Origin of the sequence: Microbacterium saccharophilum (assembly GCF_007992455.1) — a bacterium.
GTDB lineage: Bacteria > Actinomycetota > Actinomycetes > Actinomycetales > Microbacteriaceae > Microbacterium > Microbacterium saccharophilum.
In genome coordinates, this window is the sequence record NZ_BKAH01000002.1 from 359278 (window position 1) to 373424 (window position 14147).

11 protein-coding genes and 1 pseudogene are annotated in these 14147 nt (G+C 68.6%); 10 read left to right on the forward strand and 2 right to left on the reverse strand.

The window, feature by feature from the left end; all coding sequences use genetic code 11:
* Positions 1–5 precede the first annotated feature (5 nt).
* Positions 6–659 carry a nuclease-related domain-containing protein gene (locus tag MSA03_RS03660; protein ID WP_244946307.1) on the reverse strand — a complete coding sequence of 218 codons (654 nt, stop codon included), beginning with the start codon at positions 657–659 and terminating at the stop codon, positions 6–8.
* A gap of 309 nt (positions 660–968) precedes the next feature.
* Between MSA03_RS03660 and MSA03_RS03665 the strand changes: the two genes are divergently transcribed.
* Positions 969–2111, forward strand: coding sequence for a glycoside hydrolase family 32 protein (locus MSA03_RS03665; RefSeq protein ID WP_147049659.1), 1143 nt, complete (start codon positions 969–971; stop codon positions 2109–2111).
* Entirely contained in the window at positions 2108–3022 is a 915-nt protein-coding gene (locus MSA03_RS03670) for a carbohydrate kinase family protein (protein WP_147049660.1), read from the forward strand. The genes MSA03_RS03665 and MSA03_RS03670 overlap by 4 nt, the downstream gene beginning before the upstream one ends.
* Positions 3023–3060: 38 nt before the next feature.
* Here the strand turns inward: MSA03_RS03670 and MSA03_RS03675 are convergent, their stop codons facing one another.
* Positions 3061–4080 (reverse strand): ROK family protein, encoded by a 1020-nt coding sequence (locus tag MSA03_RS03675; RefSeq protein ID WP_244946308.1) that lies wholly within the window; start codon positions 4078–4080, stop codon positions 3061–3063.
* A gap of 316 nt (positions 4081–4396) precedes the next feature.
* Between MSA03_RS03675 and MSA03_RS03680 the strand changes: the two genes are divergently transcribed.
* The 8 genes and pseudogenes from MSA03_RS03680 (at position 4397) to MSA03_RS03720 (ending at position 14127) form a co-directional block, all read left to right on the forward strand.
* On the forward strand, positions 4397–5674 hold the full coding sequence (locus MSA03_RS03680; protein ID WP_147049662.1) for an extracellular solute-binding protein: 1278 nt from the start codon (positions 4397–4399) through the stop codon (positions 5672–5674).
* Positions 5674–6624, forward strand: a complete 951-nt coding sequence (locus MSA03_RS03685; RefSeq protein WP_147049663.1) for a carbohydrate ABC transporter permease — start codon at positions 5674–5676, stop codon at positions 6622–6624. The genes MSA03_RS03680 and MSA03_RS03685 overlap by 1 nt, the downstream gene beginning before the upstream one ends.
* On the forward strand, positions 6624–7466 hold the full coding sequence (locus tag MSA03_RS03690; RefSeq protein WP_147049664.1) for a carbohydrate ABC transporter permease: 843 nt from the start codon (positions 6624–6626) through the stop codon (positions 7464–7466). Before MSA03_RS03685 ends, MSA03_RS03690 begins: the two co-directional genes overlap by 1 nt.
* Positions 7467–7468: 2 nt before the next feature.
* The gene (locus MSA03_RS03695; RefSeq protein ID WP_147049665.1) at positions 7469–9061 is read left to right on the forward strand and encodes a glycoside hydrolase family 66 protein; all 1593 of its coding nucleotides are present in this window, start codon (positions 7469–7471) and stop codon (positions 9059–9061) included.
* Positions 9048–10784 (forward strand): glycoside hydrolase family 13 protein, encoded by a 1737-nt coding sequence (locus MSA03_RS03700; RefSeq protein WP_147049666.1) that lies wholly within the window; start codon positions 9048–9050, stop codon positions 10782–10784. Before MSA03_RS03695 ends, MSA03_RS03700 begins: the two co-directional genes overlap by 14 nt.
* A gap of 144 nt (positions 10785–10928) precedes the next feature.
* Complete coding sequence (locus MSA03_RS03705) at positions 10929–11612, forward strand: GntR family transcriptional regulator (protein WP_147049667.1); 684 nt, start codon at positions 10929–10931, stop codon at positions 11610–11612.
* Positions 11609–12859, forward strand: coding sequence for an MFS transporter (locus MSA03_RS03710; protein ID WP_147049668.1), 1251 nt, complete (start codon positions 11609–11611; stop codon positions 12857–12859). The genes MSA03_RS03705 and MSA03_RS03710 overlap by 4 nt, the downstream gene beginning before the upstream one ends.
* A 5-nt stretch (positions 12860–12864) precedes the next feature.
* Positions 12865–14127, forward strand: a pseudogene (locus MSA03_RS03720) (glucodextranase DOMON-like domain-containing protein).
* Positions 14128–14147 lie beyond the last annotated feature (20 nt).

Below are 14147 nucleotides of genomic sequence, written 5' to 3' on the forward strand. Positions count from 1 at the left end.
CTCACCTACGCGACGGGAAACGCCTCCGCGAGACACCCATGAGCGGCATCGACATCGAAAGCCGCGACGGTTGCTTCCGTCATGCGCTCGATGAGGAGGCGCGGCCAGAGGACGTGGACGTCGTCAACGGCGAACGAGCCTCCGAGGAGCGGCCAGTCGGCCTCGAGGAAGCACAGCACGCCCGCGATCGGGATCGTGTCGTCGGCGAGCACGTCGCGGACGCGCTGGACCTGCCGCTTCACGCCGTCGACGAGTTTCGTTCCGTCGCGACCGTCGATGCGGAGCGATTCCACACGCGGTCGGAAGATGCCGCCCTCGACGCGGAGTTCCGGTCGTTTTTCCTTATACCGCTTCGCGTCGATGACCCAGACGCCGGAGGGCCCGATCGCGATGTGGTCGATGTTCGCCTTCGTGCCGCGGATGCGTCGGTCGTGCAGCACGCGGAATGTTTCGGGCAGGTCGGCGAGTCGCTTCGCCATGAGCTCTTCGCCCAGCGCGCCGCGCTCCCACGCCTTGGTGCTCTGCGGGTCGTCGGAGAGTGCGAGGATCAGGCCGCGGAGCCTAGGGTGCTTCGCGCGGATCCGCTGCTCACGGACATCCCTGCGGCGTTCGTACTCCCGGCGCGCGGAGGCGCCGGCTTCGCCGTTCGATGTCTCCATTGTCGGCATCCCGACGGGCAGGACATCGACGGCCGGTGGGTCGCATTCCACGCATCGGATCGCCTTCAGCGGCCGTTCGTGATTGCCTCCGCGCCCGCGTCATGCGCCCGACCGCATAACCGACAGGTTCCTCCATAGCGCAGTCGCATGCGTTTGTCGTCGGTCCCGAGCTCGAGTGTCACGAGCCCGAAAGTAGCAGCATCCCCGGTGGCAGTACCGGCTCTCGCCCGGCCGTAGACGCGACGGCGGGAGTCGAAACTGCGGTTGCGCTGATTTTGACGCTGCTGGAGAAGCGCGGAATCACGCGGGTTGGGCCGTCCTGCCGCGGAGAATCAACGAAGTGCGGGCTGTGCTCGAGACGTGTGTCGTTCGGTTCTGATCAGAGGAACCGGTCTGGATCTGCGCGGTTTGTGTCCACACTGTGTCCACGCGGAGCTCGCGGTCGCAACAGACGTCGGTGCGGCCGCCTTCTACGCGTCCCCCGATCTGCAGCGCTGGACGCGCGTCGGTGAGTTCGCACGCGACGACCTCGGGCTGCTCGAGTGCCCGGACATCTTCGAGATGACCGCCGACGACGGTTCGACCCACTGGGTCCTCGGTGTCAGCGCCAACGCGAGGCATCGCGATCTGCCCGCGACCTACGCCTACTGGACGGGAGCGTTCGACGGTGCTGACTTCATCCCCGACGCCCACGAGCCGCGCTGGCTTGACTGGGGATTCGACTTCTACGGCGCCGTCACCTATCCGCATCACGCTGCCGACGGTCGCGAAGACCCGGGTCTGCGCCACGTCATCGGGTGGGCGAACTTCTGGGACTACCCGCACAACACGCCCACACTCGTCACGGATGGCTACAACGGGGACGATATGATCGTGCGCGACCTCCGCCTCGTGCGAAGAGACGGTGGCTATCACCTCGCCTCCTCGCCGACGGCGGCGCTCGGCGAATACTCGACCGCCACACACGAGATCGGCGACATCCGGGTCGAGGGCATCCACGAACTCGCCGTGCATTCACTCTCCTTCGAGTTGTCGTGCGAGATCGAATGGGATCCGGCCCAGCCACCCGAGGACCTCGGAATCGAGGTATGCCGTGCGCAAGGCGGATCGCGTCATGTGGATGTCGGCATCCGTCCGGGCGATGCGGTGAGCTACCTCGACCGCCGACTCACGATCAACCCCACTGCAGGCCGGACCTCGGCCGCTCTGGGCGACGCCGACGGGAGGATGGCCATCCGCCTGCTGGTCGATCGCACGAGCGTCGAGCTCTTCGTGGGCGACGGACGTGTCGTCCATTCGCACCGTGTCTTCCCGCTGGCCGGCGACGACGGCATCCGGCTGTACTCGCACGGCGGGGGGAGCGTCTTCCGCGATTTGCGCGTGCACGAGCTGTCGCTGAAGCCGGCAGCCGCTGCGGACGTCGAGATGGCCCCGGCGGGACCGGTCCCATGAGTCGTGTCGGCGTCATCGGCGAGGCCCTCATGGATATCGTGCGGCGTCCCGACGGAAGCGTGCACACCGCGCCCGGTGGTAGCCCCGCGAATGTCGCGCTCACACTCGGTCGCCTCGGCATGGACGTGCGCCTCTTCACTAGCCTTGGCCAGGATGCGTCGGCCAAGGCCATCCGCACGTGGCTTGGTGAGTCTCGTGTCGACGTCTTTGCTGCGGAGGCCGAACGGACCTCGACCGCGATCGCCTGTCTGGATGCCACCGGGGCGGCGCAGTACGAGTTCGATCTCGTCTGGGAAGCGCGACGGATGCGACTCGACGGCTGCGGCCTTCTGCACGTCGGGTCGGTGACCGCACTGCTGGCCCCCGGCGCGGACGAGGTGCTCGCGGCGGCGCAGGCGGCCCGACCAAGTGCGCTGATCACCTACGACCCGAATATCCGCCCCGCACTGCTGGTCGAGCCCCGCGCGCATCGTGACCGGGTGGAGCGGCTCGTGGCCCTCGCCGACGTCGTGAAGGCGAGCGACGAGGACCTCGACTGGCTCTACCCAGGGGTCGATCCCCTCGATGTCGCCCGCGGATGGCGGCGCAGGGGAGCGGCGCTCGTCGTCGTCACCCGCGGCGGAGCCGGAGCGGACGCGGCGACCTCTGGCGGTGTCGTCCACGTCGAGCCGCCCTCGGTCGTCGTAGCGGACACGGTCGGAGCGGGCGACACGTTCATGGGCACGCTCATCGCGGAGCTGGTGACGCGGGGATATGCGCAGCACGGCCGCGCCGCCCTGCGGGGCGTCGACGTCGGTGTTGTGCGGTCGATGCTCGAGGCCAGTGCGCGCGCAGCAGCGGTGACCGTGTCACGGCCCGGCGCCGATCCGCCGTGGGGCGAAGGGGTCCGGCCGCTGACGCGGATCACCTGACCGGTCGGCGGGCGCGGCCAGCCGGGCGCTGGGTCGCCTCACGCAGACGCAGGTCTGCGCTCTGCCGATGAGTGCTCGACGCTGGCATCGCCGCGGCCGAGGACGAACCGGCGGATGCCCAGGACTGCTGCTCCTCGGCACCACTCCTCGTTCGTTCCGGGCACCAACTCGATGCGGACTTCGGATGCGCGGGCGTCGCGATGTTCTGCCAGGCCGCGATGGATGTCGGCGCGCGCCACCTCGGCGAGCTCCACCCCCTCGCCGCCGATGACCACGAACTCGGGTGCCGTCAGGTTCGCCACCGCCGCGATGAGCTGTCCTAGCGCTCGGCCGGACCGGGACAGAAGCCGGGTGAGGGTCTCATCTCCTCGTCGAGCCCGAGAGACGATCTCCTGCCACGGCACGTCCTCGCCGGTGGCGAAGTGCACAGCGCGCTCGATGGACGGGATCGTCAGCATCGCCTCCGCGCAACCCTGGTGGCCCTGTCGGCACAGGGGGCCGAGCGGATCGAGCGGCCAGTGCCCGACGAGGCCGACTCCCGAATCGGGGCCCGTCAGCGCCCGACCATTCGCGATGCACCCGTAGCCCACGCCGATGCCCAGAGTGAGGGCGGCGAAGTTCGAGTGACCCGAGCCGACGCCGAACCAGTGCAGCGCGTCGACGAAGGCCTCGAGATCGTTCGCGCAGGCGGTCGGACGCCCCACCGCGTCCGCCGTCGCCGCCGCCAGCGGGACGTCGGTCCAGCCGAGGAATGGCGCGGAGGTGATCGTCCCGTCCGCGTCGACGACCCCGCCGACGGCGATTCCGACGGCGTCGATCGGGTGCCGCGACTCGGCATCGTCGACGAGCGCGCCGATGATGCCGACGACGTCCTCGGGGGCTCCGGAATGCCGTCGTTCCCCGAGAGTGCGCACGACGTTCGCGCGCAGATCTGTGACCACGGCGAACAGGGACTCGCCGGCGAGCTTGACCCCCAGGAAGTGATGCGCTGCCGGGACGACGTCCAGGGGAGTGGTCGGTCGCCCGCGCCCCTCTATGACCTGGGAAGTCTCCGTCACGATCCCCGAGCGGATGAGTTCGGAGCTGATGCGCGTGAGAGTCGCGGGAGCGAGATCGAGTCGTCGAGCCAACTCTGCACGACCCAACGGGCCGTGCAGCAGTACCTCGAGTGCGACGTCCTGCGTGAGCTGATCGCTCGGTTGCCACCCCATCGTGATTTACCTCCGTAGCCGAATATATCGCGCATCGAAGTCTGTGAGAAGTTGGATCTTGCGCAGGCTTTACTTCATATGCTCAAATAAATCATCGGCAACGACTGCCGCGTCGGAGGAGGGCACCCCCCTCCGTGTACCACCTGATACTGGGAGATCTGCAATGAGGCATTTACGTTCTGCGACGACGGTCGTCGCTCTGGTGGCGGCGGGTGCTCTGCTCGCCGGCTGCAGCGGTGGCGGCTCGCCGTCCGCGTCGGACGACGCGGTTACCCTCACCTTCTGGGGCACATACGGCAACGGTGGAAACAGCGCCCAGACCGACGAACTGGAGAACGAATTGATCCCCGCGTTCGAGAAGGAGAACCCGGGCATCACCGTCGAGTACGTCGACATGCCGTACGACGGTTTGAAGCAGAAGCTCACGACCTCCGCGGCCGGCGGTGAACTGCCGGACCTCATCCGATCGGACATCGGCTGGGTCGCGCAGTTCGCCAAGCTCGGGGTCTTCAAGCAGCTCGACGGCACGATGCCCGGGTTTGAGGACCTCGCCGACGCCGTCTACCCCGGCACTCTGGAGACGACCTCGTGGAACGGGCACTACTACGGCATCCCGCTGAACACCAACACCCGCGTGCTCGTGACCGACGCCGCCACGCTGCAGAAGGCAGGCCTCTCGGCGCCGCCGGCCACGTTCGACGATCTCGAGAAGCTGGCGGCAGGTCTGGACGGGTCGGGAACGTTCGCCTTCGCCGACAGTGGTCTGAGCGCCTGGAACGTCATGCCGTGGATCTGGTCGGCCGGCGGTGACATCGCCGATGCCGACCTGACCACGTCCACGGGCTACCTCGACAGCCCGGAGAGCGTCGCGGGCGTCCAGCTGCTGGTCGACCTGTATCAGAAGGGGCAGATCCCCAACCTCATCACCGGGAACACCGGCGCCACGGGCACGAGCGACGGGCTGCCGGGCGGACTGTACGCGTCGATTCTCGACGGCCCGTGGATGCAGGACATCTGGGCCGGTCAGTACCCGGACTTCGCACCGGCATATTCGCCGATGCCCTCCGGTGACGGCGGGTCGATCAGCGTCGTCGGTGGTGAGAGCCTCGTCGTGACCGAATCCACCGCGCACGCCGACGCCGCGTACAAGTTCCTGGAGTTCAGCCAGAGCGAGACCTTCCAGCTCGGCATGGCAAGAGCCGGCCAGATGTCCGTCAAGCCGGAGTTCGCGCAGAAGCAGGCTGACCTCGTGCCCTACTTCGCGACGTTCTCCGATCAGCTGGAGACCGCCCGCGCGCGCCTGCCCATTCCGCAGGCCGGCGAGGTGGACACCATCCTGAACGACGAGCTCGTGCCCGCCTTCGAGGGCAAGGTCACTGTGGCGGATGCGCTCACCGCTGCCGCCAAGAAGATCGACGCGCTCCTGGCCGACAACGGCTGATGACCCTCACCGCCGGCTCGCGCGGGGCAGCCACCGCTGCCTCGCGCGAGCCCTTCCCCCCGCGCCGTCGGCGCAAGCCGAACCTCACACCCTGGCTATTCATCGCGCCCGGGGCCATCCTGTTCGGGCTGTTCATCCTGTACCCGATCGTTCAGGCGCTGCAGATGAGCCTGTACGACTGGAACATCCTGCGCGGTGCGGCGAGCGAGTTCGTCGGACTCGACAACTACACCCGCGCCGTGCAGGACGACCGCTTCTGGCTGAGTCTGTCCAACAGCGGCATCTACATGCTGTTCACCGTCCCACCGCAGATCATCCTCGGGCTCGCGGTGGCCATGCTGCTGCGCTCCAAGGCGCCGGCGCAGCCGCTGTTCCGCGTGCTCTTCTATCTTCCGGTGGTCACCAGCTGGGTCGTCGTCTCCCTGCTGTTCAAGTATCTGTTCGCCGATCAGGGCCTCGTGAACTGGGCACTCGGCGACATCGTGCCGCTCACCGACGGCAGCACCTCCTGGCTGTCGGGGCGGTGGACGGCGCTCGTCGCGATCTGCGCGCTCGGAGTGTGGAAGGGCGTGGGCTGGTCCATGATGATCTTCCTCGCTGCGCTGCAAGGCGTCCCGCAATCCCTCGAAGAGGCGGCCGCGCTGGACGGCGCGAACTGGTGGCAGCGGTTCCGTGCCGTCACGATTCCGGCGATCTGGCCGGCGATGCTGTTCGTCGTGGTCATGCTGGTCATCGGCGGCTTCAACGTGTTCACGTCGGTTCTGCTGATGACGGCCGGCGGACCTGGCGGTCAGACCGAGGTGGTCTTGACGTTCATGTACCAGCAGGCGTTCTCCAACCTCGACTTCGGGTACGGGGCCGCCATCGCCGTGCTGCTGACAATCGTGGTGTTCATCTTCTCGGTCGTGCAGCTCCGCGTGTTCCGCGACCGTTCCGACGAGGAGGCGTGATGAAGCGCTCGAGCGTACAGCGCCGCGCCCTGACCGGGATGCGGCTGGTCGCCCTGGTCGTCGGCGCGATCGTCATGATCACGCCGTTCCTGTACATGGTGTCGACGTCTTTCAAGCCGCAGGCCTACGTGCTGACGACGCCCCCGCAGTTCATCCCCGACCCGTTCACGTGGGCCAACTACGTGCAGGCGTGGACGAGCCAGGACTTCTCCCGCTACGCGCTGAATTCGGTGATCGTCGCCGTGGTCTCCACCGCGCTGTCGGTGCTGATCAGCTCGATGATGGCCTATGGCTTCGCCCGGTTCGAGTTCCGCGGCCGCGAAGTGATCTTCCGCATCATGCTGATCGGCCTGATGGTGCCGGCGATGATGCTGATCATCCCGCAGTTCGTGCTCGCGAAGTACTTCGGCCTCTTGGATTCGCTCGCAGGACTCATCGTGTTCTACGTGGCCGGCTCGCTGGCACTGAACGTGTTCCTGCTGCGCGGGTTCTTCGCGGCGATCCCGGGTGAGCTCGATCAGGCGATGCAGGTCGACGGCGCGAACGCGTGGATCCGATACTGGCGGCTGGCCATTCCGCTCGCCAGACCGGCGCTCGCCACTGCCACGATCTTCACCTTCCTCGCCAGCTGGGACGAGTTCGCGTGGGCCCTGACCATCATCAACAGCCCCGAGAACCGCACCCTGCCAATCGCGATCCAACTCTTCCAAGGACAGAACGCGACGCAGTGGGGTCTCGTCTTCGCGGCGTCCGTCATCGCGGTGATCCCGGTCATCGTCGTGTACCTCATCTTCCAACGCCACTTCGTACAAGGCCTCACCTCCGGGGCAGTCAAAGGATGACCGTGACCGACCTGACACTCCTGCCCGCCCGCGCCAGCTTCGCGCCGGGCGAGAATCTGCACGTGGAGATCCGCGGAGCGGCGCCGGTGGACGGCAGCCTCTCTGTGTGGCGGCTCGGCGAACTCGTGCATCGCCAGCCGGTCCGCCCCGGCGCTCTCCAGACGCTTCCCGACCTGTCGCCCGGATGCTACGGCGTCGACCTCGAGCATGCGGGCGGCGTCGTCCGCACGGCGATCGAGATCACAGACGATGCGCGCGCCCGGCTGCGCTACGGGTTCGTCGCCAGCTACGCGCCCGGCAAGGACGTCCACGCCGTCGCCGACCTCGCGCGCAGACTCCACCTCAATGGCATCCAGTTCTACGACTGGGCGTACCGGCACGCGGATCTTCTCGGTGGCGGCGAGCAGTACGACGACGCGCTGGGCCAGCCGATCACTCTCGAGACGGTCCGGGCGCTCGTGGACGCGCTGCGCGCAGCGGGCGCGGCTTCGTACGGGTACGCCGCGGTGTACGCGGTCGGTCCCGAAGAATGGCCGCGGTGGCAGCAGCACGCGCTGCTGCGTCCAGACGGGGAGCCTTATGCGCTCGGTGATTTTCTCTTCATCCTCGATCCCGCGTCACCGCCCTGGCTCGCCCACTTCGCACAGGATCTGCGCGCGTCGGTGGAACAGGTCGGCTTCGACGGTTTCCACCTCGACCAGTACGGGTACCCGAAGCACGCCGCCACCCCGGACGGCACCGCGATCGACGTGGCCGAGTCCTTCCACCGGATGATCGACGTGGTGCGCGACAACCTGCCGGACGCGCGGCTGATCTTCAACAACGTCAACGACTTCCCGACGTGGGACAGCGCGTCGGCGCCGCAGGACGCGGTCTACATCGAACCGTGGAAGCCGGTGCTCACACTCGGCGCGCTTGCTGCCGTGGCGACACGGGCGCGGGCGGTGGCCGGGGACAAGCCCGTCGTCCTGGCCGCCTATCAGCACGTGTACGACCAGGCTCCCGCCGACGCATCCGATCGTGCGACGGCCTTCACCATGGCGACCCTCCTCTCGCACGGGGCCACCCAGCTCCTGGCCGGCGAGCACGGTAGGCTGCTCGTGGACCCGTACTACGTCCGCAACCACGAAGCCGAGCCGCGGACGCTCGAGTTCCTCACACGCTGGTCGGATTTCGCGCTCGAGCACGATGCCCTGCTGCTGGATCCGCAGATCGTCGACGTGACCGCGTCGTACGTCGGCGACTACAACGACGACCTCGACGTGGCCTACGCCGACGTCGCCGTCGCCGAGACGGCGGTAGCGGGGGCGGTGTGGCGGCGGGTCACCCGCGCCGACGACGGTCTCGTCGTGCACCTGATCAACCTGGCGGGGCAGGAGGACACCTCCTGGGATGCGCCGCGGAACGAGCCGGCCGCCACCGGCGACGGGGAGCTGCGCTTCCGACACATCCGCGGCCGGATGCCACGCGTGCGCGTCGCCGATCCCGACGCAGGCGGCCGCTTGAGCGATCTTGAGGTGCGTCTCGAAGAGAACCACGCCGTGGCCGTCCTGCCGCCGGTGCACATCTGGCAGGTAGTCCATGTCGCTCTCTGAGGGGCTCTTTCCCGGTGCGGACGTGCCGGCCTCGTCGCAGTGGTGGAAGAGGGCGGTCGTCTACCAGATCTACCCGCGGAGCTTCCAGGATTCCGACGGCGACGGGATCGGCGATCTGCGGGGTATCCTGCAGCGCCTCGATCATCTGGAACGGCTCGGCGTGGACGTGATCTGGCTCTCGCCGATCTACCCATCGCCGCAAGCCGACAACGGCTACGACATCAGCGACTACCAGGGCATCGACCCGGTCTTCGGCACCCTCGATGACTTCGACGAACTGCTGACGGCGTTGCACTCTCGCGGCATGAGGCTCGTGATGGACCTCGTCGTCAACCACACCTCCGACGAGCATCCGTGGTTCGTCCAGTCGCGGTCCTCGATCCACAGCGCCAAGCGGGACTGGTACATCTGGCGACCGCCGCGAGCGGGGCACGCCCCCGGCGAACCCGACCGCGAGCCCACGAACTGGGAGTCCTTCTTCTCGGGGCCGACGTGGACGCTCGACCCCGAGACGGGGGAGTACTACCTGCACCTTTTCGCGCGGAAGCAGCCCGATCTCAACTGGGAGAATCCCGAAGTTCGTCAGGCGGTGTACGAGATGATGCGCTGGTGGCTCGACCGCGGGGTCGACGGCTTCCGGATGGATGTCATCAACCTCATCTCCAAGAACCCGGACTATCCCGACGGACCCGTCCGTCCGGGTGCCGAGTACGGCGACGGATTCGCGCACTACTCCGCCGGCCCCCGCCTGCACGAGTATCTGCAGGAGATGCGCCGCGAGGTCTTCGACGGGCGCGGTTCACTGCTGACAGTCGGCGAGACGCCGGGCGTCACGAAGGACGCGGCGCCGCTGTTCTCCGACCCCGCGCGGCGCGAGCTCGACATGGTCTTCCAGTTCGAGCACGTGAGCCTCGACCACGGCGACGGGAAGTTCCGTCCACGCGCCCTCGAACCGGGGGAGTTGGCGGCATCCTTCACCGAGTGGCAGGACGCGCTCGCCGACGCGGGATGGAACAGCCTGTACCTCGCAAACCACGATCAGCCCCGCCCGGTGAGCCGCTTCGGCGATGCCGGCGAGTGGTGGCGGGAATCGGCCACCGCGCTGGCCACGGTCCTGCACCTGCAGCGCGGCACCCCGTACGTCTATCAGGGCGAAGAGCTCGGCATGACCAACGCACCCTTCGACGCGATCGAGGACTACCGCGACGTCGAATCGCTCAACTACTACGCGCGCGCCGTGGCGCGCGGAGAGAAGCCCGAAAGGGTGCTTTCGGGGCTCATGAGGATGAGCCGCGATCACGCGCGGACGCCCGTGCAGTGGGACGCCAGCGCGAACGCGGGATTCTCGACGGTCGTTCCATGGATTGCCGTCAACCCGAACCACCGTCACGTGAACGCGCAGGCGCAGTACCGCGATGCCGCTTCGGTGTTCTCCCACTACCGGGCGCTGATCGCTCTGCGACACCGGCTTGCCGTGGTCGCTGACGGCGACTTCGAGCGACTGGACGTCGGCGCGCCGGCCGTGTTCGCCTTCCGACGCACCCTCGGCGCCCAGCGCCTGCTGGTGATCGCGAACCTGTCCTCGTCGGCGGTGACCCCGCACCTCCCCGAAGCCGAGCGCGACTATTGGCGCGACGAGCGTCCGATCTTGAACAACGTGGTCGGCGAGGATCGTGCCGATGCCGCCCTGAGTCCGTGGGAGGCGAAGGTGTACGCCCGCTGACGTCGCTCCGGCGGGGACCAGCTCACCGGGTATGCCCCCGACGACGCCGGGCGGTGCCGCGCGCCGATGCGCGGGAACCGCCCGGCCGTTCGAGCGGGACTCGACCAGTCGATTCATGACATAGATGCGACTAGTATCTATGTCATGAATACGTTGGAGAGCGACATCGCCGCAAGCTCGACCCGCGCGGTCGACACGCGCTCCGCGGCGGAGATTGCTTATCAGGTCGTCAAGCAGCGGATTCTGGACGGAGAGCTGCCCGGTGGGTCGATGGTCAGCGAGGGCTCGATCGCCGAGTCGCTCGGGATGAGCCGCACGCCCGTGCGTGAGGCATTCTTGAGCCTGCAGGCCGAGGGGTGGATGCGGCTGTATCCCAAACGCGGGGCCCTCATCGCCGAAGCCCAGCCGCACGAACTCGAAGACGTCGTCGACGCCCGCGTGCTCATCGAGACGGATTCCGTGCGCCGAGTCGGTCGCGACAGCGAGCGGGCGCAGGGCCTCGTGGCCATCCTCACCGCCATCATCGAGCGGCAACGCGCGGCCTTCGTCGAGCAGGATCTCGACGGACTCGCCGAAGCCGACACCGCCTTCCACGCCGCCATCGTGGAGGCGGGTGAGAATGCCCTGCTGGGCGGATTCTTCGCGACGCTGCGGGACCGTCAACGACGGATGGTCACGCGCTCGCTCTGGCGGCGAGAGGATCGCACCCCACAGGTGCTCGCCGACCATGAGCTGCTCGCACGCCTCATCGGCGATCGTGACCCGGATGCCTTCGAGGTGGCGCTCGCGCGGCACATCCGCAACACGCACCGGGATCTGCTGTCGTGAGCGCAACCGCCGAGGTTCCGACCGTCGCTGCCGCGCCCCGCGCTGCCGCGTCCCGCGCTGCCGCGCCGTGGCTGAGCGTGGGCGCCGCGCTGTTCGCCGTCGCGTGGGGAGGGAACGAGTTCACCCCGCTGCTGGTCATGTACCGCCAGATCGACCACATGAGCGCGCTGACGGTCAACGTCCTGCTCGGTGCCTACGTGCTCGGCATCGTACCCGCGCTGCTGCTGGGCGGTCCGCTCTCGGACCGCTACGGCCGGCGCCCGCTCTTCGTGCCGGCACCGCTGATCGCCGTGGCCGGCAGCGCTCTGCTGGCGGTCGGCGCGGCTTCGGCGCCCCTGCTGTTCGCCGGCCGGGTGCTCTCGGGCGTTGCCCTGGGCCTGGTGATGGCTGTGGGGACCAGCTGGGTCAAGGAGCTCTCCGAGGCGCCGTTCGAACTCGACAGCGCCGACGGCCGCGGCGCGTCGCGTGCCGCGCTCGCGCTGACGTCGGGCTTCGCGCTCGGCGCCGGCGTCGCCGCCGCGCTCGCGCAGTTCGGACCGTTGCCGGCGGCATCCCCCTACGTCGTGCACATCGCCATCACCCTGGCCGCCTTCTTCGTGCTGCTGCAGGCGCCCGAGACCCGCCGGCGCCGCCGGGACGCCGCGCCGCTGCTCGATGACCTGCGCATACCGACCGCAATGGACCGGCGGTTCCTGCTGGTTGTCGTACCCATGGCGCCGTGGGTGTTCGGCACTGCCGCCAGCGCCTACGCCATCCTGCCGGGGCTGATGATGTCGCAGGTGCCGGGCCTGGAGGTGGGGATCTCGGGCCTGCTGTGCGTGGTCGCTCTCGGCTGCGGCGTCGCCGTGCAGAAGCTCGCCGCCCGGGTCGACTCGCCGCGCTCCGCGCGCGGCGTCGTCGCCGCGCTGGCGGTGACCGTCCCCGCGATGTGCCTGGCCGCCGTCGCCGTCGGCCTGCACTCGCTGCCCTGGGCGTTCGTCGCGGCCGCCGCGCTGGGCACCGCCTACGGCATGCTGCTGGTCGGCGGTCTGCGCGAGATCCAGCGCATCGCAGGACCCGACGACCTCGCGGGGCTCACCGCCGTGTACTACTCGCTGACCTACCTGGGCTTCTTCATCCCGGCCATCCTGGCGGCGCTCGGCGCGTGGATCACGTATTCTGCGATGTTCCTCGCGGGCTCCCTGATCGCAGCCCTCAGCCTCGGCGTGGTCGCCATGAGCGGGCGTCGCCACCTGCCGACCGGCTGACACCAGTGATCGCGGGGCAATGTCTCTGCGGGCCTCGGCGATCAACCCTCGGCACCCTGCCCGGCTCGGTCGAGGATCCGGTCGGCGACGACAACGGGCCGGGTACGTACACCTATCCGACCGGCAGCTTCGACCTGACGGGCCTGGATGTGTATCGGGACGGCGACCTCGTGCGATTCGTCGTGGCGACGGGTGGCGAGATCCACAATCCCTGAGGTGGCTCGGGCATGAGCACGCAGCGGGTCAACATCTACGTGCGCGACGGCTCGTCGACCGCGGTGAATCCCATGCTGCCCGGTACCAACACCTCCACAGAGGGCGCCTGGACGCACGCGATCGTTGCGGACGGCCGGTATGCGGATGCCGCGTTCGGTGGCGGTGTCTACGACGCCGACCACCGGCGCGTCGGCGCCGTCACCCTCGACCCGAGTGGGTCGATCGTCGCCACCGTGCCGGCCGCAGCCTTCGGGGGGAGCGACCTGGCCGCGACCGGATACCAGGTGGCCATGTTCAGCGACGCAGAGGACGGTGAGGGCGTGGGCAACGTGCGCCCCGTCTACAGTGCGGAGTGCGCGCAGGGTGTCGACTGCCCCGACTTCGTCGGCCCCTTCCGCGGCGGCGGCGGAGCAGGAAGCTTTACCGACCAGGACCCCTCGCGAGTTACCGACACGTCCGACTCGAACGCATTCGACCTGTTCACCGGCGCGAGGCCGCAGGCCGAGGTGATGGACTGGACGCGCGGTCCGGTGATCGCGCCCTACGTCGTGCTGGAACGTGCCGCCGACCCCGGCACCGACCCCGGTACCGATCCGGGCACGGACCCCGGGACCGATCCGGGCCCGGACCCCGGGGCCGATCCGGGCACGGACCCGACGATCGCCATCGCGGGCGGAACCGTCGCAGCCGGCGGCAAGGTCACGGTGACCGGCGCGGGCTTCGCACCGACCGAGTCGCTGCAGGTGACGCTGCACTCCGATCCCGTGGACCTCGCCCTGGCGGCATCCGACGCCTGGGGCGCATTCTCGACCGTCGTCACCGTCCCTCGCGACACGCCACCGGGCGCGCACCGCATCGAGGTGCGGGGAGCGGCGTCCGGCTCGGCATGGGCGAACCTCACCGTGACGGCGGCCGCCGCACCGACCGGAACGCTCGCCGTCACCGGCGCCGACGTGCCGATCCTGCTACTGACGGCGCTCGCGCTGGTGACCCTCGTGGGCGGCGCCGCACTGATCTACAGCCGCTCCCGTCCGAAACGCCATCGGCCGTAGATCGACGGCGCGATACGGAT